This window comes from Kocuria dechangensis, assembly GCF_014636775.1.
Taxonomy (GTDB): domain Bacteria; phylum Actinomycetota; class Actinomycetes; order Actinomycetales; family Micrococcaceae; genus Kocuria; species Kocuria dechangensis.
In genome coordinates, this window is sequence record NZ_BMEQ01000003.1 from 86,903 (window position 1) to 110,236 (window position 23,334).

The following is a 23,334-nucleotide window of genomic DNA, read 5'->3' on the forward strand; positions in this document are numbered from 1 at the left end:
GGGACCTCACCCACGTGGGGATCGGGGTCAGCAGCGTCGCCACCACGGGCCCGGCGGGCCCGGGGTGGGAGACCTACGTGACGATCTGGTTCTACGCCTACCCGGCGGGCCAGGCGGTGCCCGGCACGTCCACGGACCCGCTCCAGGCGTTCGTCCGGCCCTGGGCCCCGCCGGCGGTGTCCCCGTTCCGGGACGTGTCCACCGGGCAGCTGTTCTACAAGGAGATGGCGTGGCTGGCGGCCCACGGCGTCTCCACGGGCTGGCGCGAGCCGGACGGGTCCCGCACGTACCGGCCGGGGCAGCCGATCAACCGGGACGCGATGGCGGCGTTCCTCTACCGGGCGGCCGGCTCCCCGGCCTACGACCCGCCGCCGGTCTCCCCGTTCGCCGACGTCTCCCCGGACCAGCGCTACTACAAGGAGATGGCGTGGCTGGACCACCGCGGCATCTCCACGGGCTGGCGCGAGCCGGACGGCACGAGGACCTACCGGGCGCTGCGGCCGATCGACCGCGACGCGATGGCGGCGTTCCTCTACCGGGCGGCCGGCTCCCCGGCCTACGACCCGCCGAGCACCTCCCCGTTCCGGGACGTGTCCACCGGCCAGCAGTTCTACCGGGAGATGGCCTGGCTGGCGCGCACAGGCGTCTCCACCGGCTGGACGGAACGGGACGGGACCCGGACCTACCGGCCGTGGCAGCCGATCGCCCGGGACGCGATGGCCGCGTTCGTCTACCGGGCGGACCCGGTGCTGTGACCGGGGACGACTAGCTCCGCCACCAGTCGTCGAAGAGGGTGACGGGCGTCGTGCGCTTGTGCCGGGTCCTCAGGTACTGCGCCTCGAGCCGCTCGGCCACGGCGTCGCCGACCTCCCGGCCCTCGAGGTAGTCGTCGATGTCGTCGTAGGCCATGCCCAGCTCGGCCTCGTCGGTCTGGCCGGGCTTCTCGTCGAGCAGGTCCGCGGTGGGCGCCTTGGCCCACAGCCGCTCCTCGGCGCCCATGGCCTGCAGCAGCAGCCGGTTCTGCCGCTTGTTCAGCCCGAACAGCGGCAGGATGTCCGCCCCGCCGTCGCCGTACTTGGTGAAGAACCCGGTCACGGACTCGGCGCCGTGGTCGGTGCCCACCACCAGCAGGTTGTGCTCCCCGGCGATCGCGTACTGGGCGATCATCCGCATGCGGGCCTTGATGTTGCCCTTGTTGAAGTCGGAGATCTCGCGGTCGGTGGCGCCCTCGAAGCCGTGCTCGAAGCCGTCCACCGCCGGGGCGATGTCGTAGGTGATGGTGCGGTCGGCGGCGACGAAGCGCAGGGCCGCCTGGGCGTCCTCCTCGTCGTGCTGCTTGCGGTGGGGCAGCCGCACCCCCACGAACTCCGCCTGCTCGCCCTCGGCGCGCAGCCGCTCCGCGGCCAGCTGCGCCAGCCTGCCGGCGAGCGTGGAGTCGAGGCCGCCGCTGATGCCGAGCACGAAGCCCTTGGTGCGGCTGGCCCGGAGGTAGTCGCAGAGGAACTGGACCCGCGTCTCGATCTCCTGCTGCGGGTCGATCTCGGGCTTGACGCCCATCTCTTCGATGATTGCTGCCTGGAGTTTCCGCATGCACCCATGCTAGCCGCGGGGCCTCGCCGGGCGGCAAGGGGCCCGCGGCTACGATCGGGCCATGTCCTTGCGAGACGCCGCCCCCGACGACGCACCACGACCCCAGCAGACCGGACCAGGAGACCAGGCATGAGCGAGAGCACCAGCGACCAGCACGACACCGTCCTCGTCGAGACCCGCGGGCGGGTCGGGATCATCACCCTGAACCGGCCGAGGGCGCTCAACGCCCTCGACGCCGCCACCCTGCGCGACGTCGTGGCGGCCGCCGCCGCGTTCGACGCCGACCCCGCGATCGGCGCGATCGTGCTCACCGGGTCGGAGAAGGCCTTCGCGGCGGGGGCGGACATCAAGGAGATGGCCGCCCGCAGCGGCCCGGAGATGTTCCTCGCGGACTGGTTCGCGGGCTGGGACGCCTTCACCCGGGTCCGCACCCCCGTCGTCGGCGCGGTCGCGGGCTACGCCCTCGGCGGCGGGTGCGAGCTCGCCATGATGTGCGACGTCCTGATCGCCGCGGACACCGCCCGCTTCGGCCAGCCCGAGATCAACCTCGGGGTGATCCCCGGGATGGGCGGGTCCCAGCGGCTGACCCGGGCTGTGGGCAAGGCCAAGGCCATGGACATGGTCCTCACCGGCCGGCAGATGGACGCCGCGGAGGCCGAGCGCTCCGGGCTGGTCTCGCGCGTCGTGCCCGCCGCGGAGCTGCTGGACGAGGCGCTGCGCACGGCGGAGACGATCGCGGCCAGGCCCCTGCCGGCGACCCTGGCCGCCAAGGAGGCCGTGAACGCCGCGTTCGAGACGACCCTGGCCCAGGGCGTGCTCTTCGAGCGCCGGCTCTTCCACGCCCTGTTCGCCACGGAGGACCAGAAGGAGGGCATGGCGGCCTTCGCGGAGAAGCGCGAGCCGCGGTTCACGCACCGCTGAGCGGGGCCCTTCGCTCCCGCTACCGTTGTCCCATGGTGAATCCCTCGTTCGAAGCCCGGGACTGGCAGGTCCGGGAGTCCTCCCTCGACCCGGACGCGCTCGGCGTCGTGGAGTCGGTCTTCTCGCTCGCCAACGGCCACGTCGGGGTCCGGGGCGTCCTCGAGGAGAGGCAGCCGAGCACCTCCCGGGGCACCTTCATGTCCGGCGTCTACGAGCACCACCCGCTGTCCTACCCCGAGGGCGGCTACGGGCACCCGGAGAACGGGCAGGCCATCATCGGAGTGGCCGACGGCACCGCGATCCGCCTGCTGGTCGACGGCGTCCCCCTCGACGTCCGGGAGACGCCCCCGGAGCGCCACGAGCGCACGCTCGACCTGCGCGCGGGCACGCTGCACCGCGAGACGGAGTGGACCACCCCCGGCGGCCGCCGGATGCGCCTGACCTCGACGCGGCTGGTGTCCCTGGTCCAGCGCTCGGTCACGGCGATCCGCTACGAGGTCGAGGCGCTCGACTCCGCCGTCCAGGTCGTGGTCCGGTCCGACCTGATCGCCAACGGCACGCCCCCGCAGGTGGAGAACCGCGACCCCCGCGTGGCCGAGGCCCTGGCGCGGCCGTTCCGCGCCCGCATCAGCCGCTGCCACGACACCGGCGGCGTCCTCGTCCACCGCACCCGCAACAGCGGGATCGGCGTGGCCGCGGCCGTCGACCACGCCCTGGACCTGCCCGGGGGCGCCGCCGTCAGCACCCAGTGCGACGACGACGAGGTGGTCACCACCGTGGTGGCCGACCTCCGGCCCGGGGAGCGCGTGGGCCTCGTCAAGCACCTCAGCCACGCGCGGTCGCCCCAGGACCCCGCCGACGACCTGCGGGACCAGGCGCTCGCCGCGCTGGACGGGGCCCGGCGGCGCGGCTGGGACGGCCTGCTCGCCGAGCAGCGGGCGCTGCTCGACGAGTTCTGGGACGGCTCCGCGGTGGAGCTCGACGGCGACCCCGAGCTGCAGCTCGCCCTCCGCTTCGACCTGTTCCAGGTGCTGCAGTCGGCGGCCTGCCTCAGCGGGGCGCCGATCGGGGCGAAGGGGCTGACCGGCTCCGGCTACAGCGGGCACACCTTCTGGGACATCGAGGGCTTCGTGCTGCCGGCGCTGGCGCTGCTGCGTCCCCTCGACGCGGCCCGGGTGCTGCGCTGGAGGGCCTCGACCCTCGAGCCGGCCCGCGAGCGCGCCGAGGTGCTCGGCCTGGCCGGGGCCTCGTTCCCCTGGCGCACCGTGGACGGGTGCGAGGTGTCGGCCTACTGGCCGGCCAGCACCGCGGCCATGCACGTCAACGCCGACATCTCCCGCGCCTTCCGCCTCTGGGCCGACGTCACGGGCCAGGACCTCACCGCGGTCGGCGGGGTCGAGGTCCTCGTGGAGACGGCGCGGGTGTGGGCCTCCATGGTGCACCGGGACCACGACGGCGCCGTCCACCTCCTCGGCATGACCGGGCCCGACGAGTACACCGGCGTGGTGGACGACAACGTCTTCACCAACCTCATGGCGGCGCGCAACCTGCGGACGGCCGCCGAGGCGTGCGAGGCGCACCCGGAGCGGACGGCAGAGCTCGCCGTGGCGGCCGAGGAGCTCGGGCGGTGGCGCGCGCTGGCCGACGCCGTGCACGTCCCCTACGACGCCGTGCTCGGCGTCCACCCCTCCAACGACGGGTTCACGACCTACCGGGAGTGGGACTTCGAGTCCCGCCAGGACGAGTACCCCGTGGAGAAGCACGCCCACTACGCGAAGATCTACCGCCGCCAGGTCGTCAAGCAGGCCGACCTCGTCCTGGCCCTGTGGTGGTGCTCCGACGCCTTCACCCCCGAGCAGACCGCCCGGGACCTGGACTACTACGAGCAGCGCACCGTGCGCGACTCGTCGCTGTCCGCCGCGGTGCAGGCCGTGGTCTGCGCCCGGGTCGGCCACCTCGACCTCGCGCTCGCGTACCTGCGCGAGGCCGCCCTCGTGGACCTGCGGGACATCCAGGACGACTCCGGGCAGGGGCTGCACCTGGCCTCCCTCGCCGGGGCATGGCTGGCGCTGGTCTGCGGGTTCGGCGGGCTGCGCACGGACGGCGAGACGCTGGAGCTGGCCCCGCGCCTGCCGGAACGGCTGACCCGGATCGCGTTCCGGCTCCGCTGGCGCGGCCGGCGCGTGGGCGTCGAGACGACCCGCGAGGGCACCGTGGTGCGCCTGCTCGACGAGGGCGACGGGGAGCTCCCCGTCCGGGTGGACGGGCGGGCGGTGACGGTGACCTCGGCGCGCCCGGCGACGGTGCCGCTGACGGTCCCCAGGCCCGCGGCGCCCACGCCCCGCCAGCCCCCGGGCCGCGCCCCGCGCGCCTGAGGGCCCCGCCGCCCGGACCTCCCCGTCCGGGGCGGCGCCCCGCACCGGCTACCCTGGCCGTGTGGGGACGACGTGGAGCGGGGCCGAGCCGCCGCCGGAGGGCCGGGCCGGGCGGGCTGCGGAGGATCCCGGGGAGCGGCACGGCCCGGGAGCGGCCCGGCCCGCGCCGCTCGAGGTGCTCACCCGCGTCTGGGGCTACGACGCCTTCCGCGGGCAGCAGGCCGAGGTCATCGACACGGTCGTCGGCGGCCGGGACGCGCTCGTGCTCATGCCCACGGGCGGAGGCAAGAGCCTCTGCTACCAGGTCCCCGCGCTCGTGCGGGAGGGCACCGGGGTGGTCATCAGCCCGCTCATCGCGCTCATGCACGACCAGGTCGACGCCCTCGAGCAGCTGGGCGTGCGCGCCGCGTTCCTCAACTCGACCCAGACGGCCGAGGAGCGCCGCGCCGTCGAGCGCGGCCTGCTGGCCGGCGAGCTCGACCTGCTCTACCTCGCCCCCGAGCGGCTGCCGGCCGTGGCCGGGCTGCTCGACCGCGCCCGCATCGCGCTCTTCGCCGTCGACGAGGCGCACTGCGTGGCCCAGTGGGGCCACGACTTCCGCCCCGACTACCTGGGGCTGACACTCCTCCACGAGCGCTGGCCCGGGATCCCGCGCATCGCGCTCACCGCCACCGCCACGGCCCAGACGCGCGAGGAGATCGTCCGCAACCTCCGCCTGGAGGACGCCCGCGTCTTCGTCTCCAGCTTCGACCGGCCCAACATCCAGTACCGCGTGGGCCCCAAGCAGGACGCCCGCCGCCAGCTGCTGGAGCTCGTGCGGACCGAGCACGAGGGCGAGGCCGGCATCGTCTACTGCCTCAGCCGCGCATCGGTCGAGCGCACGGCCCAGTGGCTGGCCGCCCAGGGCGTCCCCGCGCTGCCCTACCACGCCGGTCTGCCCGCCGAGCTGCGCCGGCACCACCAGGCCCGCTTCCTGCGCGAGGACGGCGTCGTCATGGTCGCGACCATCGCCTTCGGCATGGGGATCGACAAGCCCGACGTGCGCTTCGTCGCCCACCTCGACCTGCCCAAGAGCATCGAGGGCTACTACCAGGAGACCGGCCGCGCCGGGCGCGACGGGCTGCCGTCGACGGCGTGGCTGGCATACGGGCTGCAGGACGTCGTCCAGCAGCGGCGGATGATCGAGGACGGCGAGGGGGACCGGCAGCGCAAGCGCGCCCAGACGCTCCACCTGGACGCGATGCTCGCGCTGTGCGAGACGGTCCAGTGCCGCCGGCAGCAGCTGCTGCGCTACTTCGGCGAGGAGAGCGGGCCGTGCGGCAACTGCGACACCTGCCTCAGCCCGCCCGAGTCCTTCGACGGGACGGTCCCGGCGCAGAAGCTCATGTCCACGATCGTGCGGCTGGCCCGGGAACGGGGCCAGCAGTTCGGCGCCGGACACCTGGTGGACATCCTGCTCGGCCGGCGGACCGAGAGGGTGGTGCGGATGGGTCACGACGAGCTCACCACGTTCGGCATCGGCACGGAGCTCAGCGAGGCGCAGTGGCGCGGGGTGGTGCGCCAGCTGCTCGCCCAGGGCCTGCTCCAGGTGCAGGGCGGGTACGGCGTCCTCGCGCTCACCGACGCCGCAGGGGAGGTGCTGCGCGGGCAGCAGGAGGTGCGCCTGCGGCGCGAGACCGAGCGGGAGCCGTCGCCGCGCAGGCCACGGGCCGGTGCCGCGCGCCCGGTCCTCGACGAGCCCCAGCAGGAGCTCTTCCAGCACCTGCGGGCCTGGCGCGCCGCCACGGCGAAGGAGCAGGGCGTGCCGGCGTACGTCGTGTTCACCGACGCCACCCTCGCCGCCATCGCGCAGGCCCGGCCGGGCTCGCTCGAGGAGCTGCGCGGCCTCTCCGGCATCGGCGCCGCCAAGCTCGAGCGCTACGGCGAGGCCGTCCTCCGGGCGGTCGAGAACCCCTGACGGTCCGCATCTGCGGGTGTCACAAGGGTTTTCCGCCGCAGAATCGGATAGCGTTGGACCATGACAGAGCTCAGGATCGCCGATGCCGCCCGGTTCCTCGGCGTCAGCGACGACACCGTCCGGCGCTGGATCGACCAGGGCACGCTGCACAGCACCAGGAGCGGGACCGGACAGCTCGTAGTGGACGGACTCGAACTGGCCCGGCTGCTCAAGGAGCGCTCCGTCCGGCCGGAGGACCCCGCGCGGGTGGCCAGCTCGGCGCGCAACCGGTTCGTGGGGCTGGTCACCGACGTCGTCTCGGACACCGTGATGTCCCAGGTGGAGCTGCAGTGCGGGCCGCACCGGGTGGTCTCGCTGATGAGCACCGAGGCCGTCCGGGACCTGGGGCTGGAGCCCGGCGTCGTGGCCACGGCCGTCGTGAAGTCCACGCACGTGGTCGTCGAGACCCCGGGGACGTGAGGCCGGATGCGCCCCAGGACGGGCGAGGCCGTCGTCCGCGGCGGACGGGTCCGCGCATGACGGCCCCGTCGCGCCGCTCCCCGCGGGCCCGCGCCGCGGCCCTCGTCGTGGCCCTGCTGCTGACCAGCGCCTGCTCCGCCGCGCCGCCCGCGCCCGGCGGGACCGGTCAGGAGATCACGGTCGCGGCCGCCTCCGACCTGAAGTTCGCCCTGGACGAGGCGGTGGAGGTCTTCGAGACCGAGCACGACGGTGTGGAGGTGGAGGTCACCTACGGGTCCTCCGGGACCTTCGTCCAGCAGATCCGCAACGGTGCGCCCTTCGACCTGTACCTGTCGGCCGACATCTCCCTGGCCGAGCAGCTGGCCGAGGAGGACCGTGCCCGCCCCCAGGACGTCTTCGGCTACGCGGTCGGCCGCCTGGTCGTCTGGGCCGCCGAGGGCTCGACGGCCGACCCCCGGAAGGGCGTGGCCGGACTGGCCGAGGACGCCGTCACCACGGTGGCCATCGCCAATCCCGAGCACGCGCCCTACGGCCGGGCCGCCGAGGCTGCCATCCGCACCGCCGGAGTGGAGGAGGAGCTGGAGGGCAAGCTGGTGCTGGGCGAGAACATCGCCCAGGCCGCCGAGTTCGCCCGGAGCGGCAACGCCGACGCCGGGATCATCGCGCTGTCGCTGGCCCTGTCCCCCGGGCTGCGCGACGAGGGGACCTACAGCGAAGTGCCCCTCGAGGACTTCCCCACCGTGGAGCAGGGGGGTGTCGTGCTGGAGGGCGCGCCGCAGGAGGCCCGGGACCTGGCCGCCTTCCTCACCTCGCCCGACGGGCGTGGGATCCTGGCCGAGCACGGGTTCCACCCGCCCGCCGGCGCGGAGGGCTGAGCCCCCGTGGACTGGGACGCCGTCGCACTGAGCGTGCGCCTGGCCTCGGCCACGACCCTCGTCCTGCTCGTGGGGGCGGTGCCCCTGGCCGCCTGGCTGGCGTTCTCGCGCCGCCGGTGGACGGTGCTGGTCGAGGCGGTGGTGGCGCTGCCCCTCGTGCTGCCCCCCACGGTCCTCGGGTTCTACCTCCTGGTGGCGCTGGGGGAGGGCTCCCCGGTGGGGCGGTGGTGGTCGGAGACGACCGGCTCCCCACTGGTCTTCACCTTCAACGGCCTGCTCGTCGCCTCGGTCCTGCACAGCCTGCCCTTCGCGGTCCAGCCCCTGATGGCCTCCTTCGCCGGGGTGGACCGGCGTCTGCTGGAGGCCTCCTGGATCCTGGGCCGCTCCCAGGCCGCGACCGTGCTGCGGGTGGTGCTGCCGCTGTCCCGCCCCGGCCTGGTGACGGCGGCCGTGCTCAGCTTCGCCCACACGATCGGGGAGTTCGGGGTGGTGCTGATGGTGGGCGGCAACATCCCCGGCCGGACCCGCACGGTGGCGATCTCCGTCTACGACAGCGTCCAGTCCTTCGACTACGCCACGGCGGCCCGGACCAGCGTGCTCCTGCTGCTGTTCTCCCTGGTGGTCCTGGTCGCCACCTACGCCCTCAACCGCAGGGGAGGACCCGCGTGGCCCCGACCCTGAGCCTGCGGCTGCGCCACCAGGTCCTGGACGTGGACCTGAGCCTGCCCCTGGAGGCCGACGCCCCGGTCACCGTCCTGTTCGGCCCCTCCGGCGCGGGCAAGACCACCCTGCTGCGCTGCGTGGCGGGCCTGGACGCCCCCGCGCCCCCCGCGCGCGTGGTCCTGGACGGGGAGGTCTGGAACGAGGGCCGCCGCCGCGTGAACGCCCGCCGGCGCGGCATCGGCTACCTCTTCCAGGACCACGCCCTCTTCCCGCACATGGGGGTGGACGCCAACGTGGCCTACGGCCTCACCGGGCTGCCCCGTGCCGAGCGGCGTGCGCGCACCGCCCAGGCCCTCGCCGACGCCGGCGTCGCCCACCTGGCCGGGCGCGCGACCAGGGGCCTGTCCGGCGGCGAGGCCCAGCGCGTGGCCCTGGCCCGCGCGCTGGCGGTCCGCCCCCGCCTGCTGCTGCTGGACGAGCCCCTCTCCGCGCTGGACGCCCCCACCCGCACGGGCCTGCGCGCCGGCCTGCGCGCCGTGCTGGCGTCCTCGGGCACCCCGACCCTGCTGGTGACCCACGACCGGGCCGAGGCCCTGGCCCTGGGCGACCGGCTCGTGGTGCTGGTCGACGGCCGGGTCCACCAGCAGGGCCCGGTCCAGGAGGTCTTCTCCCGCCCGGCCACGCCGGAGGTGGCCCGGGCGGTCGGGACGGAGAACGTCCTGTCCGGCCGGGTCGAGTCCCGGGCGGGCGGGCTGGTGCGCGTCGGCGTGGCGGCCGGGGCGCTCGTCGCCCCCGACCCCGGCGGGCTGGTGCCGGGCGGACGCGTCCTGGCCTGCGTGCGGGCCGAGGACGTGGCGCTGGAGACGGAGGCGGCGCGCGCCGCGAGCCCGCGCAACCGCGTGGCCGCGACCGTGACCGCGATCGTGCCCGAGGGCCCGCTGGAGCGGGTGGAGCTGGACGCCGGCTTCCCGCTGACGGCCTACGTCACCCGGACGTCCCGGCACGAGCTCGGACTGGTCCCCGGATCACGGGTCCGCGCCGTCGTCAAGGCCGCCGCCGTGCACCTGATCCCCCGTACCTGAGCGGGGACGCCGACCCGGGGCGCCGGAGCGGCGGTCCTCCGCGCCCGGTGAGGTGGCTCACAGTACGATGTGCTCACCACCGTACGGTTCGACCCGGCCCCCACGACCACCCTCCGTGCCGGGCCGACGAGAGGACACACCATGACTCCGGTCCTGCGCGGGGAATCCCCGTCCGTGGAGCACGCCGTCGGCATCCCCTTCCCGGACGCCGACCTCTTCTCCTTCGCCTCCCTCCTCCAGCCGCCCGAGCGCGAGCGGCTGGAGGTCCTCCACGACTTCCTCCAGACGGAGATCCGCCCGGTCGTGGGGGAGTTCTGGGACCGGGAGGAGTTCCCCGCCCACCTGCTCCCGGAGCTGGCCGCCCACGGGCTGGGGGAGCTGGAGCTCTCCGGGGCCAGCAGGCTCTTCCGGGGCATGGCCTACGCGGAGGTCGCCCGGGCGGACGTGTCGCTGAGCGCCCTGGTCGGGATCCACAACGAGCTCATCGTCGACCTGATCGACGCGCTGGGCTCCGCGGAGCAGAAGGCCCGCTGGCTGCCCGACCTGCGCCGCTTCCGGGCCCTGGGCGCGTTCGCGCTCACCGAGCCCGAGCACGGCTCCGACATCGCCGGCGGCCTGGCCACCACCGCGACCCGCGACGGCGAGGAGTGGGTGCTCACCGGGGCCAAGCGCTGGATCGGCGCCGGGACCATCGCCGACGTCGCGATCGTCTGGGCCCGCGACACCGCCGACGGGAAGGTCAAGGGCTTCCTCGTGGAGACCGACCGGCCCGGGTGGTCCGCCACCAAGATCGAGCACAAGATCGGCCTGCGCATCATGCAGAACGCGGACATCGTCCTGGACGAGGTCCGGATCCCGGCCGCCGGCGCGCTGCCCGGGGCGCATGACTTCGCCGCGGCCAACGTGATGCTGCGCAACTCCCGCGCCTGGGTGGGCTGGCAGGGCGCCGGGGTCCAGCTCGCGATCTTCGACGTGGCCCGCGACTACGCCCTGGCCCGGAAGCAGTTCGGCCGCCCGCTGGCGAAGTTCCAGCTCGTGCAGGAGCCCCTGTCCCGGATCCTCGGCAACGCCACCGCCTCGCTGGGCCTGATGGCCCAGATCGCCCGGCTCCAGGAGGAGGGCGGCTTCGACATGCCCCACGCCGCGCTGGCCAAGGCCACCACGACCTCCCTGGCGCGGGAGTCCGCCGCCGCCGGGCGGGCCCTGCTCGGCGGCAACGGCGTCGTCACCGACCACGAGATGGCCAGGCTCTTCAACGACGTCGAGATCCTCTACACCTACGAGGGCACCTACGAGATCAACGCCCTCATCGTGGGCCGCGCCGTCACCGGCGTCTCCGCCTTCGTCTGAGCCGCCCGTCCGGCTCCCCGTCCGAGCCACCGTCCAACTCCCTGTCCGAGCCACCTCGTCCCCGAAAGGACCCCGCATGGACCTCACCGGCACCTCGGCCCTCGTCACCGGCGCCGCCTCCGGCCTGGGCGCCGCCACCGCCGCGATGCTCGCCGGCCGCGGCGTGCGCGTGACCGGCCTCGACCTCCCCGCCGGCCTCGAGAGGGCCCCCGCCGTCGACGGCGTCAGCTATGTGGCCGCGGACGTGACGGACCCCGACCAGGTGCGCGCCGCCGTGGACGCCGCCGCGGACGCCGGACCCCTGCGGACCGTCGTGAACTGCGCCGGCATCGCCCCGTCCGCCCGCATCCTGGGCCGGAAGGGGCCGCACGACCTGGCGCTGTTCGAGACGGTGGTCCGGGTCAACCTGCTGGGCACCTTCACCGTGCTGACCCTCGCCGCCGAGCGGATCGCGGCCACCGACCCCGTCGACGACGACGGGCAGCGCGGCCTCGTGGTCAACACCGCCTCCGTGGCCGCGTTCGAGGGGCAGGTGGGCCAGGCTGCCTACGCGGCGTCCAAGGGCGGGGTGCACAGCCTGACCATCACCGCCGCACGGGACCTGGCCGGCTCCGGGATCCGGGTCAACACGATCGCGCCGGGCGTCCTGGAGACCCCGATGCTCGCCACCCTGGGCGAGGAGTTCCGGGCCGGGCTGGCCGCCGGCGTGCCCTTCCCGCACCGGCTGGGCCGCCCCGAGGAGTTCGCCCGGCTCGTGGGCTCGTTCGTCGACAACGACTACCTCAACGGGGCCACCGTCCGCCTGGACGGTGCCCTCCGCATGGCCCCGCGCTGAGGGGTCGTCCTCGGAGCGGCTCCGGTCCGGCGGGTCGCGTCCTGCCGGAAAGAGGCTTTCTTTCTGGCGGGACGCGACCCTTCGCGGTGGGGGAGTGCAGGACGCGGCCCCTCGCGGCAGGGGCGGGCGGGGGCAGGCCCGTGCGGCCCATAGACTGGGGCCCATGACCACCGACTTCTCGCCCGTCGACCTCGAGACGGCCCGCGAACGCCTCCGCCAGCTGATCATCGACCTCGCCGTGGTGCGCGGAAAGGTGACGCTGGCCAGCGGCATCGAGGCCGACTACTACGTGGACCTGCGCCGCGTGACCCTCCACCACGAGGCCTCCCGCTACGTGGGGCAGGTGATGCTGGCGATGCTCGACGAGGCCGGGATCTCCTTCCAGGCCGTGGGCGGGCTCACGATGGGCGCCGACCCCGTGGGCCACTCCATCATGCGCACGGCCGGGGACCAGGGCCGGGCCGTGGACTCCTTCGTGGTCCGCAAGGCCCAGAAGAGCTACGGGATGGCCCGCCAGGTGGAGGGCCCCTCGGTGGAGGGCCGCGACGTCGTCGTCGTCGAGGACACCTCCACGACCGGGGGCTCCGCGCTCACCGCGGTGGAGGCCCTGCAGCGCGCGGGCGCCAACGTGGTCGCCGTGGCGATCATCGTGGACCGCCGGACCGGCGCCAAGGAGCGCATCGAGGAGACCGCGGGCGTCCCCTGCCTCTACGCGTTCACGAAGGACGAGCTCGGACTTGACTGACCCGGCGGCCGGGACGCCCGGGGCGCAGGCAGGGCCCGCCCCGGAGGTCGGCGTCGGCCCGTGGGAGGGCCCCTGGCCCGAGGGCGAGCAGTGGGACCCCGAGCTGCTGGCCCACGGGGACCGGCGCAACGTCGTGGACGCCTACCGGTACTGGACGATGGACGCGATCGTCGCGGACCTCGACACCCGCCGGCACGGCTTCCACGTGGCCGTCGAGAACTGGCAGCACGACCTCAACATCGGCTCCGTGGTGCGCACCGCCAACGCCTTCCTCGCCCAGGAGGTGCACATCGTGGGCCGGCGCCGCTGGAACCGCCGCGGGGCCATGGTCACCGACCGCTACCAGCACCTGCGCCACCACGCCGGCGTCGAGGAGTTCGTGGCGTGGGCCCGCGCCGAGGGCCTGCCGGTCATCGGGATCGACAACTTCCCCGACTCCCGGCAGCTCGAGACCTACGACCTGCCCGAGCGCTGCGTGCTGGTGCTCGGCCAGGAGGGCCCGGGGCTGAGCCCCGAGATGCACGCGGCCGCCGAGGTCACCCTGTCCATCGCCCAGTTCGGCTCGACGCGCTCCATCAACGCCTCCGCCGCGGCCGCCGTGGCCATGCACGCGTGGGTCCGGCGGCACGTCTTCGGCCAGCCCGTCGGGTGACCCGGCGCGTTCGGTCGTCGTCCACCGGCGTGCCTTTGACTAGAGTGGGACCCAGGCCACACCCGAACCGAAGGAGCCAGCATGCCCATCGCAACCCCTGACGTCTACGCCGAGATGATCGACCGCGCCAAGGAGAAGGGCTTCGCCTACCCGGCGATCAACGTCACCTCCTCGCAGACCCTCAACGCCGCCATCCGCGGCTTCGCCGAGGCCGGCTCGGACGGCATCATCCAGGCCTCGACCGGCGGCGCCGCCTACTGGTCCGGCTCCTCCGTGAAGAACATGGTCACCGGCTCGCTCGCCATGGCGGCGTTCGCCCGCGAGGTCGCCAGGAACTACGACGTCAACATCGCCCTGCACACCGACCACTGCCCGCAGGACAAGCTCGACAGCTTCGTGCTGCCGCTGCTCGAGGAGTCCGAGAAGGCCGTGGCCCGCGGCGAGGACCCGATCTTCCAGTCCCACATGTGGGACGGCTCCGCGATCGAGCTCGACGAGAACCTCAAGATCGCCCAGGAGCTCCTGGCCCGCACCAACAAGGCCAAGATCATCCTCGAGGTCGAGATCGGCGCCGTCGGCGGCGAGGAGGACGGCGTCGAGGCCGAGATCAACGAGAAGCTCTACTCCACCGTGGAGGACGGCCTGAAGACCGTCGAGGCGCTCGGCGCCGGCGAGAACGGCCGCTACATCACCGCCCTCACCTTCGGCAACGTGCACGGCGTGTACAAGCCCGGCGGGGTCAAGCTGCGCCCCGAGCTGCTCCAGCAGATCCAGGACGAGGTCGGGCGGAAGATCGGCAAGGATCGCCCCTTCGACCTCGTCTTCCACGGCGGCTCCGGCTCCTCCGCGCAGGAGATCGCCGACGCCGTCTCCTACGGCGTGATCAAGATGAACGTGGACACCGACACCCAGTACGCGTTCACGCGGCCGATCGCCGGGTTCATGTTCCAGAACTACGACGGCGTCCTGAAGGTCGACGGCGAGGTCGGCAACAAGAAGAAGTACGACCCCCGCGTCTGGGGCGCCCTCGCCGAGGAGTCCATGGCCGCGCGCGTGGTCGAGGCCTGCCAGAACCTCGGCTCCGCCGGGACCTCCGTCAAGTAGGTCCACCCGCTCCGCGGCGCCGGAGCCAGACGGCGGCGTCCTGCCCGAGGCGGGGCGCCGCCGTCGTCCTCCCCGCACGACCTCCCCGCGCCACCTCCCGGGCCGCCGCACCGCCGGCCCGCACCGTCTTCCGCACCGAAAGGACCCCGATCCATGAGCCTCGCCGGCAAGAACCTGCTCGACGGCCCCGAGCCCACCCTCCTCAGCGAGGACCCCGGCCTGTCCGAGCGCATCGCGGCGGGGGACGAGGCCGAGGACCTCGCCGCCCGCTTCCCCAAGGCGCCCCTGGCGTGGGCCATGTGCGCCGAGGAGGCCCTCCGCGAGGGCCGCACCCTGGAGGGCTACGCCTTCGCGCGGGTCGGCTACCACCGCGGCCTCGACGCCCTGCGCGGCCACGGCTGGAAGGGCCACGGCCCCATCCCGTTCGCGCACGAGCCCAACCGGGGCTTCCTCCGGGCCCTCGCGGCCCTGGGCCGGGCGGCGGCCGCGATCGGCGAGTTCGACGAGGCCCAGCGGATCCAGAAGTTCCTCAACGACTCCGACCCCACCGCCGCGGAGCAGCTCTCCCGCTGACCCGCCGCCCCCGCACGCCCCGGCGGGCGGGGGCGCCGTCCGGCTCGGGACCCGCCGGAGCGCCGTCACAGGTGCCCTTCCCGCGGGGACGGGAGCATGATGGCGTCCATGGACGCATCCCCGAGCCCCGCCCGCCCCGAGGCCTCCGACACCGCAGCCACCGCGGCCACCGCAGCCCCAGCCGGGGCCGCTGACCGCCCGGACGTGCTCGGGCGCCTGGCCGCCGCCGGGGTGGCCGCCGACGCGTCGCCGCGCCGGCTCGCCGAGTACTCCTACGACGCCTCCAACTACCGGGTGCCGCCGCTGGCCGTCGTGTTCCCGCGCACCGTGGAGGACGTGCTGGCCGCGGTCGCGGCGTGCCGCGGGACCGGCACCCCGCTGACCGGCCGGGGCGGCGGGACGTCCATGGCGGGCAACGCGATCGGCCCCGGCGTCGTGCTGGACTTCTCCCGGCACATGACCCGGGTGCACGCCGTCGACGAGGCCGCGGGCACGGTCGACGTGGACCCCGGGGTGGTGCTCGCCGACCTCACCCGCGAGGTGGAGCGTGCCACCGGGGGCCGGCTCACGTTCGCGCCGGACCCGTCGTCGAAGAACCGCGCCACTGTGGGCGGGTCGCTGGGCAACGACGCGTGCGGCAACCACTCCGTGCGCCACGGCCGGATCTCCGACCACGTGGTGGAGCTCGACGTCGTCACCTCCGACGGCGCCCGGCTCACGGCGACGGGCACGGGCCTGCGCGCCACCGATCCGGCCGACGACGCGTCCGCGGCCCGGGCCGCGGAGCTCGCGGACTCCCTGCGCGCGCTGGCCCGCGAGAACCTGGCCGCCTTCCGGCTGGAACTGGGCCGGATCCCGCGCCAGGTCTCCGGCTACCACCTCGAGAACCTCCTGCCGGAGAGGAAGTTGAACATCGCCCGGGCCCTGGTGGGCACCGAGGGCACCTGCGCGGTCGTGGTCCGCGCGCGGATGAAGCTGGTGCCCAAGCCGGCCAGCGCGCTGCTGGTCTGCCTCGGGTACGCCGACGTCGTGGACGCGGCCCGGGACGTCACGACGATCCTGGAGTTCTCCCCGGCCGCCGTCGAGGGCACGGACGAGGCCATCGTGGAGACCATGCGCTTCCGCCGCGGGACGGACTCCGTGCTCGGGCTGCCCGAGGGGCGGGCCTGGCTGTTCGTGGACCTGGACGGCGACGACCCTGCCTCCGTCGCGGCCGAGGCCGACCGGCTGCTGGCCCGGCTGGGGGAGAACGGGCGGCTCGTGGACGGCCGCGCGGTCCCGGACCTCGTGGAACGCGCCTCGCTGTGGCGCGTCCGCGAGGACGGGGCCGGGCTCTCGTCCCGGCTCGCCTCCGGCGGGGAGTCCTGGCCCGGCTGGGAGGACTCCGCCGTCGCCCCGGAGGACCTGGCGGACTACCTGGCGGACCTGCGGGTCCTCATGGCCGAGCACGGTCTCGGCGGCGTCATGTACGGCCACTTCGGCGCCGGCTGCATGCACATCCGGATCACCTACGACCTGCGCACTGAGGAGGGCCGCGCGGTCCTCCGCCGGTTCACCCGCGAGGCGGCCGAGCTGGTAGTCCGCCACGGCGGCTCCCTGTCCGGGGAGCACGGGGACGGCCGCGCCCGGTCCGAGCTGCTGCCGCTCATGTACTCGCCCGGGGTGCTCGCGGCCTTCGCGCGGTACCGCCGGCTGTGGGACCCCGCCGGCATCCTCAACCCCGGCTCGATCACCGCCCCGGACCCCCTGGACGCGAACCTCGCCCTCGCCGGGATCCCGGCCCGGGAGTGGCGCACGAGCTTCGACCTGCGCCCCCTCGGCGCCGGCGGCGGGTCGCTGGCGGAGACCGACGACCCCGCCCGCGCCCACGGTGCCGGCACGGACCCCTGGGTGCACGCCGTGCAGGGCTGCATCGGGGTGGGCCGCTGCCGGGCGGACACCGGCGGCGTGATGTGCCCCAGCTACCGCGCCACCCGCGACGAGAAGGACTCGACCCGGGGCCGGGCCCGCGTGCTCCAGGACATGGTCCGCGGAGCGGCCACGGTCCAGGAGGGGTGGCGGTCGGAGGAGGTGCGCGAGGTCCTCGACCTGTGCCTGTCCTGCAAGGCCTGCTCCACCGACTGCCCGGCGGGCGTGGACATGGCCACCTACAAGTCCGAGTTCTTCGACCACTACTACCGGGGCCGGCTCCGGCCCCTGTCGCACTTCTCGCTGGGGTGGCTGCCGCGCTGGCTGGCCCTCACGGGGCGGATCGCCCCGCTGGTCAACGCGGTCCTGGCGACCCCGCTGGCCAAGGCCGCCGCCGTGGCCGGCGGCCTCACCACGCGCCGCGCGATGCCCCGCTTCGCCGGGGCCGGGGAGTGGCGCCGCGAGGCCGCCGCCGCGGGCGTCCTCCCGCCCGGCGACCCGGCGGGGTCGGTGGTGCTGTTCGTGGACACCTTCACCCGGGGCTTCCGCCCCCAGGTGGCCGGGGCGGCGGCGCGCGTCCTGGCCGGGGCGGGCGAGAGCGTCGCGTGCTCCGCCGACGCCTGCTGCGGGCTCACCTGGATCTCCACCGGCCAGCTGGACACCGCGCGGAGGCTGCTCTCCCGGGCCGCGCAGGCCCTCGACGACGGCACGGAGCGGCCCATCGTCGTCGTCGAGCCCAGCTGCGCCGCGGCCCTGCGCAAGGACCTGCCCGAGCTCGTCCACACCGAGCAGGCCCGGCGGGTGGCGGCCCGCGTGCGCAGCTTCGCGTCCCACGCGGCCGACCTCGCCGCGGCGGGCTGGACCCCGTCCCCCGCGCAGCCCCTCCCCGGCCGGGTGGTGCTGCAGACGCACTGCCACGAGTACTCGGTCTTCGGCGCCGGCACCCAGCGCACCGCGCTGGCGGCCGCGGGGGTGCCCGAGGTCGTCGACGCCACCGGCTGCTGCGGCGTGGCGGGCAACTTCGGCTTCGAGCGGCAGCACTACGAGGTCAGCATGCAGGTCGCCGAGAACGCCCTGGCCCCGGCCCTGCGGAGCACCCCGCCGGGGACCGTGGTGCTCACCGACGGGTTCTCCTGCGCGATGCAGGTGGGCCAGCTCGACGCGTCCCGGGCCGGCCGGCACCTGGCCGAGCTCCTGGACCCGGGCCGGCCGGCGGAGGCCGGCTCGCCCTGACCGGCGGCCTGCCGCCGACGGCGGGCGGTCCCGGGGCTCACTTCCGGATGAGCGCCCGGGGGAACGAGGTCAGGGCCTCCACCCCGGTGCCCGTGACGCGGATCGACTCGGAGGCCACGTAGCCGACGCCGGTCATCCACATGCCGCAGATGACGTGGAGCGTCATGTTCTCGGCGAGGACGGTCTCGTCCTCCGAGCGGATGCTGACGGTGCGCTCGCCCCAGTCCGGCGGGTAGCCGATCCCGACGGAGTAGCCGAGGCGGCTGTGCTTCTCGAGGCCGTACCCGGCCAGCGTCCGGTTCCACGCACCGGCGAGCTCACGGGTGGGGACCCCGGCGGCCGCGGTGTCCAGGACGGCCTCCAGCCCGGCCGCCACCGCCTCCTCCAGGTGCAGCAGCGCGTCGGAGGGCGTGCCCAGCAGGACGGTGCGCGCCAGCGGCGCGTGGTAGCGGCGGTGCGCCCCGGACAGCTCCACGACCACGGCGTCGCCCTCCCGGAGCACGCGGTCCGACCAGGTCAGGTGGGGGGTGTCGGCGGAGGCCCCCGTGGGCAGCAGCGGGACGATCGCGGGGAAGTCCCCCCAGGCCTCGCCGACGCCCTCGGCCTGCGCCCGGGCGATCCGGGCGGCCACGAGGTGCTGGGCCGTCCCGGGCTCGACGGCGTCGATCGCGGCCTGCATCGCCGCCGTGGTGACCCTCGCCGCGGCGCGCATGCACCGGATCTCGGCGTCCGACTTCACGGCCCGCACCCAGTTCACCAGCTCGAAGCAGTCGACCAGGGTCCACTCGGGGAGGGCGTTCACCAGGGCCCGGTACCCCTTGGGGGAGAAGAAGTGGGCGTCCATCTCGAGCCCGACGCACCCGCGGGCGGCGGGCGCGATCCGGCCCCGCCGGCGCAGGTCGAGCGCGACCCAGTCGAAGGGGTGCAGGTGGGGGCGCTGCACGTACCGCTCGGGGTAGCCGATGATCTGCTCGGGGGGCAGCCACGACGTCCTGAAGGCGCCGTTCGCGTCCATCTCCCGCAGGAACAGCAGCATCTCCCCGTCCTCCGGCACGAACAGCAGCTGGGGGGAGTAGAAGGACCAGGCGTCGTAGCCGGTCAGGTAGAACAGGTTCGACGGATCCGTCACGAGCAGGGCGCTCAGGCCCTGCTGCGCCATCCGCTCGCGCACCGCTCGCAGCCGCCGGCCGTACTCGGCGGGGGAGAACAGCGCGGGACGGACGTCGGGGTCCTCCGGACACGGGGCCGAGGTGGTCATGGTCCATGATGGGAAGCGGAGCACGGATCGTCAACGACCGGGGCGGGGCGTACGGTGTCGGCATGAGCCGTGCGCGACGGCGAGGAGACCGCCCCGCACCGGCTGGGCCCGCCCGGCGGGCCCCGACGAGAGGAGAGCGGGCACCATGCGCGTAGCAGTTCCGACGGAGATCAAGCCGGCCGAGCGCCGGGTGGGGCTGGTGCCCGCCGGGGTGACCCAGCTCGTGCGCCACGGCCACGAGGTCCTCGTGGAGAGCGGGGCCGGGACGGGCTCCGGGTTCGACGACGACGCCTACGCCGCCGCGGGGGCCGAGGTGGTGGACCGGGAGACGGTGTGGGCGCGGGCCGAGCTGCTGGTCAAGGTCAAGGAGCCGGTGGCCGAGGAGTACGGCTTCCTGCGCCCGGACCTCACCCTCTTCGCGTACCTGCATCTCGCGGCCGACCGGCCGCTGACCGAGGCCCTCGTCGCGGCGGGCACCACGGCCGTGGCCTTCGAGACCGTGCGCTCCGGGCGGATCCTGCCCCTGCTCCAGCCCATGTCCGAGATCGCGGGCCGGCTCGCGGCGCAGTCCGCCGCGCACCACATGCAGACCAACGCCGGCGGGCCCGGCCTGCTGATGGGCGGGGTCCCGGGCGTCGCGGCGGCGAAGGTCGTGGTGGTCGGCGGCGGCACCGTGGGCACCCAGGCGGCCCTGATGGCCTCGGGCCTCATGGCGGACGTCACCGTGCTGGACGCCAACGGCGCGCGGATCCGCGAGCTGAACGACCTGCTGGGGCACCGGGCGCGGGTGCTCATGAGCGACGAGCACGTGCTGGAGGAGGAGCTCGCCGGCGCGGACGTGGTGATCGGGGCGGTGCTCATCCCCGGGGCCGCCGCGCCGAAGCTCGTGCGCCGCGAGCACCTGGCGGTCCTGCACGACCACGCCCTGCTCGTGGACGTGGCCATCGACCAGGGCGGCTGCTTCGAGACCTCGCACCCCACGACCTACGACGACCCCACGTTCGAGGTCGACGGCATCACCCACTACTGCGTGGCCAACATGCCCGGCGTCGTGCCGCGCACGGCGTCCCGGGCCCTGGCCAACGCCACCACGCCCTACCTGGTGCGCCTGGCTGACGGCGTGGAGCAGGCGCTGGCCGCGGACCCGGGCTTCGCGGCCGGGCTCAACGTGGCCGGCGGGACGATCCGGCACCCCGGGGTGGCGCAGGCGTTCCCGGACCTCCCCGCGCAGCCGGCCTGACCGCGCTGCGGGCCTCCGGCGCGGGGGAGCCCCGGTGACCACGCGGGATCGTGGTCACCGGGGCTCCCCCGGGTCGGCCGGCGCTGGGGTCAGGCCTGCACCCCGTGCTGGACCTGCAGCGGCGGGCCCGCCGGCGCGGCCAGCTGCTCGCGCGCGGTCCGGGCCGCGGCCACGAGGTGCTCGAGCGAGGCCCGGGTCTCGGCGTAGCCGCGCGTCTTCAGGCCGCAGTCCGGGTTGATCCACAGCGTGTCCGCGGGGACGTGGCCGAGGGCGCGCTCCACGAGCTGCTCGATCTCCTCCTGGGAGGGCACGCGCGGGGAGTGGATGTCCCACACGCCCGGGCCGATGCCGCGGGAGAAGCCGGCGGCCTCGAGGTCGGTCAGCACCTCCATGCGGGAGCGGGCCGCCTCGATGCTCGTGACGTCGGCGTCCAGGCCGTCGATCGCGGAGACCACCTCGCCGAACTCGGAGTAGCACAGGTGCGTGTGGATCTGCGTCTCGTCCCGCACACCGGAGGTGGCCACCCGGAAGGCGCGCACCGACCAGTCCAGGTAGGCGGGCTGGTCCTCCCGGCGCAGGGGCAGCAGCTCCCGCAGCGCGGGCTCGTCCACCTGGATGATCCCGATCCCGGCGGCCTCGAGGTCCGCGACCTCGTCCCGCAGGGCGAGCGCGACCTGCTCGGCGGTCCGCCCGAGCGGCTGGTCGTCGCGCACGAAGGACCAGGCCAGGATCGTCACCGGGCCCGTGAGCATGCCCTTGACCGGCCGGTCGGTGAGGGACTGGGCGTGGCCGATCCACGGGACGGTGAACGCCTCGCCGCGCACCCCGTCGCCCTCGCGGCTCACGTCGCCCCACAGGATCGAGGGGCGGGTGCAGCGGGAGCCGTAGGACTGGACCCAGCCGTGGACGGTGGTGGCGAAGCCGTCGAGGTGCTCGGCGAAGTACTGGACCATGTCGTTGCGCTCCGGCTCGCCGTGCACGAGGACGTCGAGGCCGAGCTCCTCCTGCAGCCGCACCACGCGCTCGATCTCCTCGCGCAGGAACCGGTCGTAGCCGGCCTGGTCCAGCTGCCCGGCGCGCGCCCTGGCGCGGGCGGAGCGGACCTCGGGGGTCTGGGGGAAGGAGCCGATGGTGGTGGTCGGCAGCGGGGGCAGGGGGCCGGAGGCCGTGAAGGACCGGCCCTCCTGCGCCCGGCGGCGCACCTCCGCGGGCGCCCGCCCGATCTCGGCGTCGGTGAGCGAGTCCGCCCGCTCCCGGACCGCGGCGTCACGGACCCCCGGCGCCTCGGCACGGGTGCCCCGGGCCTCGGCGGCCGCCTCGAGCTCCCCGGCCACCGCGTCCGGGCCCTGGGCGAGGCCGCGGGACAGGGTCACGATCTCGGCGACCTTCTGGTCCGCGAAGGAGAGCCAGCTGCGCAGCACCGGGTCCAGCTGCGTCTCCTCCTCGACGTCGTGGGGGACGTGGAACAGCGAGGTGGAGCTCGCCACGGAGACCTCCACCCCGGCGCGGGCGAGCTCCTCGAGCTGCGCGAGCCGCCCGGCGAGGTCGGCGCGCCACACGTTGTGCCCGTCCACCGCGCCGGCGACGAGCACCGGGGCGTCCTCGTCGCGGAACAGCGCGAGCTCCTCGGCGGAGGGGACCGCGCCCTTGACGAGGTCGAGGTGCAGGGCCTCGATCCCCGAGCCGGCCAGCGTGTGCAGCAGCGGGCCGGGGGAGCCGTAGGAGGTGGTCACCAGGAGCTGCGGGCGCCCGGCGGCGGGGGCGGTGAGGGCGGTGTAGGCGTCCCACACGGCCTCCGCGAGCGCGGCGCCGGGCACGTCCTGGTCGGCCACGAGCGCCGGCTCCTCCAGCTGCACCCACTGCGCCCCGGCGGCGGCCAGCTCGCGCAGCAGCTCGGCGTACACCGGGACGAGCTCGGCCAGGCGCTGCAGCGGGTCGAAGCCGGCGGGGGCGTCGTCGTCGGCCTTGGCGAGCAGCAGCCAGGAGACGGGGCCCACGAGGACGGGGCGGACGGCGAAGCCGTCCTCGGCGGCGCGGCGGACGTCCGCGACGAGCCGCTCGGGGCGGGCGCGGAACGGGGTGGCGGGGCCGATCTCGGGCACGAGGTAGTGGTAGTTGGTGTCGAACCACTTGGTCAGCTCGAGCGGCGGGCGCCCGGCGTCGCCGCGGGCCAGCACGAAGCTCGCGTCGAGGTCGAGCCCGCCGTCGGCGCCGGCGAGGTCCGCGAAGCGCGACGGGACGGCCCCGAGCGCGGTGGTGGTGTCCAGGACCTGGTCGTAGAGCGGAAACGCGGCCGGCAGCGAGGAGTCCTGGGCGCCCAGGCCCAGCTCCACGAGCCGGCGGTAGGTGGCCAGCTGCAGGTCGGCGGCGGCCGTCTCCAGCTCCTGGCGGCTGGAGCGCCCGGCCCAGTAAGCCTCGAGGGCCTTCTTGAGCTCGCGGCGGCGGCCGATGCGGGGGTAGCCGGTGATGGTGGCGGCGGGGAACGGGACGGTGGTCATGCGGATCTCCTGGAAG

Annotated in this window: 19 protein-coding genes; 16 read left to right on the top strand and 3 right to left on the bottom strand. The window is 74.9% G+C overall.

Annotated features, from left to right (window positions below; translation table 11 throughout):
* Window positions 1–320 precede the first annotated feature (320 nt).
* Window positions 321–755, top strand: coding sequence for an S-layer homology domain-containing protein (locus IEW07_RS21855; protein WP_443093583.1), 435 nt, complete (start codon window positions 321–323; stop codon window positions 753–755).
* A gap of 10 nt (window positions 756–765) precedes the next feature.
* Here the strand turns inward: IEW07_RS21855 and nadE are convergent, their stop codons facing one another.
* Window positions 766–1,590, bottom strand: coding sequence for an NAD(+) synthase (gene nadE, locus IEW07_RS04080; protein ID WP_188534572.1), 825 nt, complete (start codon window positions 1,588–1,590; stop codon window positions 766–768).
* 129 nt (window positions 1,591–1,719) lie between these two features.
* On the opposite strand from nadE, the gene IEW07_RS04085 reads away from it, so the two are divergent.
* From IEW07_RS04085 to IEW07_RS04150, 14 genes are all read left to right on the top strand, one after another.
* A complete protein-coding gene (locus IEW07_RS04085; RefSeq protein WP_188534573.1) occupies window positions 1,720–2,511 on the top strand; it encodes an enoyl-CoA hydratase in 792 nt (263 codons plus the stop codon).
* 32 nt (window positions 2,512–2,543) lie between these two features.
* Window positions 2,544–4,886, top strand: coding sequence for a glycoside hydrolase family 65 protein (locus IEW07_RS04090; protein ID WP_188534574.1), 2,343 nt, complete (start codon window positions 2,544–2,546; stop codon window positions 4,884–4,886).
* Window positions 4,887–4,947: 61 nt separating this feature from the next.
* Window positions 4,948–6,843 carry a DNA helicase RecQ gene (gene recQ / locus IEW07_RS04095; RefSeq protein ID WP_188534575.1) on the top strand — a complete coding sequence of 632 codons (1,896 nt, stop codon included), beginning with the start codon at window positions 4,948–4,950 and terminating at the stop codon, window positions 6,841–6,843.
* A gap of 60 nt (window positions 6,844–6,903) precedes the next feature.
* Window positions 6,904–7,302, top strand: coding sequence for a TOBE domain-containing protein (locus IEW07_RS04100; RefSeq protein ID WP_188534576.1), 399 nt, complete (start codon window positions 6,904–6,906; stop codon window positions 7,300–7,302).
* Window positions 7,303–7,358: 56 nt separating this feature from the next.
* Complete coding sequence (gene modA / locus IEW07_RS04105; RefSeq protein ID WP_188534577.1) at window positions 7,359–8,177, top strand: molybdate ABC transporter substrate-binding protein; 819 nt, start codon at window positions 7,359–7,361, stop codon at window positions 8,175–8,177.
* Window positions 8,178–8,183: 6 nt separating this feature from the next.
* Window positions 8,184–8,858, top strand: a complete 675-nt coding sequence (gene modB, locus IEW07_RS04110; protein ID WP_188534578.1) for a molybdate ABC transporter permease subunit — start codon at window positions 8,184–8,186, stop codon at window positions 8,856–8,858.
* Complete coding sequence (locus IEW07_RS21400; protein ID WP_268235523.1) at window positions 8,843–9,922, top strand: ABC transporter ATP-binding protein; 1,080 nt, start codon at window positions 8,843–8,845, stop codon at window positions 9,920–9,922. The genes modB and IEW07_RS21400 overlap by 16 nt, the downstream gene beginning before the upstream one ends.
* Window positions 9,923–10,063: 141 nt before the next feature.
* Window positions 10,064–11,272 carry an acyl-CoA dehydrogenase family protein gene (locus tag IEW07_RS04120; RefSeq protein WP_188534579.1) on the top strand — a complete coding sequence of 403 codons (1,209 nt, stop codon included), beginning with the start codon at window positions 10,064–10,066 and terminating at the stop codon, window positions 11,270–11,272.
* A gap of 76 nt (window positions 11,273–11,348) precedes the next feature.
* Complete coding sequence (locus IEW07_RS04125; RefSeq protein ID WP_188534580.1) at window positions 11,349–12,107, top strand: SDR family NAD(P)-dependent oxidoreductase; 759 nt, start codon at window positions 11,349–11,351, stop codon at window positions 12,105–12,107.
* Window positions 12,108–12,270: 163 nt separating this feature from the next.
* The gene (pyrE, locus tag IEW07_RS04130; protein WP_188534581.1) at window positions 12,271–12,852 is read left to right on the top strand and encodes an orotate phosphoribosyltransferase; all 582 of its coding nucleotides are present in this window, start codon (window positions 12,271–12,273) and stop codon (window positions 12,850–12,852) included.
* Entirely contained in the window at window positions 12,845–13,504 is a 660-nt protein-coding gene (locus IEW07_RS04135; protein WP_188534582.1) for a TrmH family RNA methyltransferase, read from the top strand. Before pyrE ends, IEW07_RS04135 begins: the two co-directional genes overlap by 8 nt.
* Window positions 13,505–13,585: 81 nt before the next feature.
* The gene (fbaA, locus tag IEW07_RS04140) at window positions 13,586–14,608 is read left to right on the top strand and encodes a class II fructose-bisphosphate aldolase (RefSeq protein WP_188534583.1); all 1,023 of its coding nucleotides are present in this window, start codon (window positions 13,586–13,588) and stop codon (window positions 14,606–14,608) included.
* Window positions 14,609–14,761: 153 nt separating this feature from the next.
* Complete coding sequence (locus IEW07_RS04145; RefSeq protein WP_188534584.1) at window positions 14,762–15,181, top strand: DUF3151 domain-containing protein; 420 nt, start codon at window positions 14,762–14,764, stop codon at window positions 15,179–15,181.
* 108 nt (window positions 15,182–15,289) lie between these two features.
* Complete coding sequence (locus tag IEW07_RS04150; protein ID WP_188534585.1) at window positions 15,290–18,322, top strand: FAD-binding and (Fe-S)-binding domain-containing protein; 3,033 nt, start codon at window positions 15,290–15,292, stop codon at window positions 18,320–18,322.
* A 37-nt stretch (window positions 18,323–18,359) separates the two neighbouring features.
* On the opposite strand, the gene IEW07_RS04155 is transcribed toward IEW07_RS04150, so the two are convergent.
* Window positions 18,360–19,580, bottom strand: a complete 1,221-nt coding sequence (locus IEW07_RS04155; protein WP_188534586.1) for a M24 family metallopeptidase — start codon at window positions 19,578–19,580, stop codon at window positions 18,360–18,362.
* Window positions 19,581–19,725: 145 nt separating this feature from the next.
* Here IEW07_RS04155 and ald point away from each other — a divergent pair, with 145 nt between their 5' ends.
* Complete coding sequence (gene ald / locus IEW07_RS04160) at window positions 19,726–20,820, top strand: alanine dehydrogenase (protein WP_188534587.1); 1,095 nt, start codon at window positions 19,726–19,728, stop codon at window positions 20,818–20,820.
* A gap of 89 nt (window positions 20,821–20,909) precedes the next feature.
* On the opposite strand, the gene metE is transcribed toward ald, so the two are convergent.
* Window positions 20,910–23,318 (bottom strand): 5-methyltetrahydropteroyltriglutamate--homocysteine S-methyltransferase, encoded by a 2,409-nt coding sequence (gene metE / locus IEW07_RS04165; RefSeq protein ID WP_188534588.1) that lies wholly within the window; start codon window positions 23,316–23,318, stop codon window positions 20,910–20,912.
* Between the last annotated feature and the right edge of the window lie 16 nt (window positions 23,319–23,334).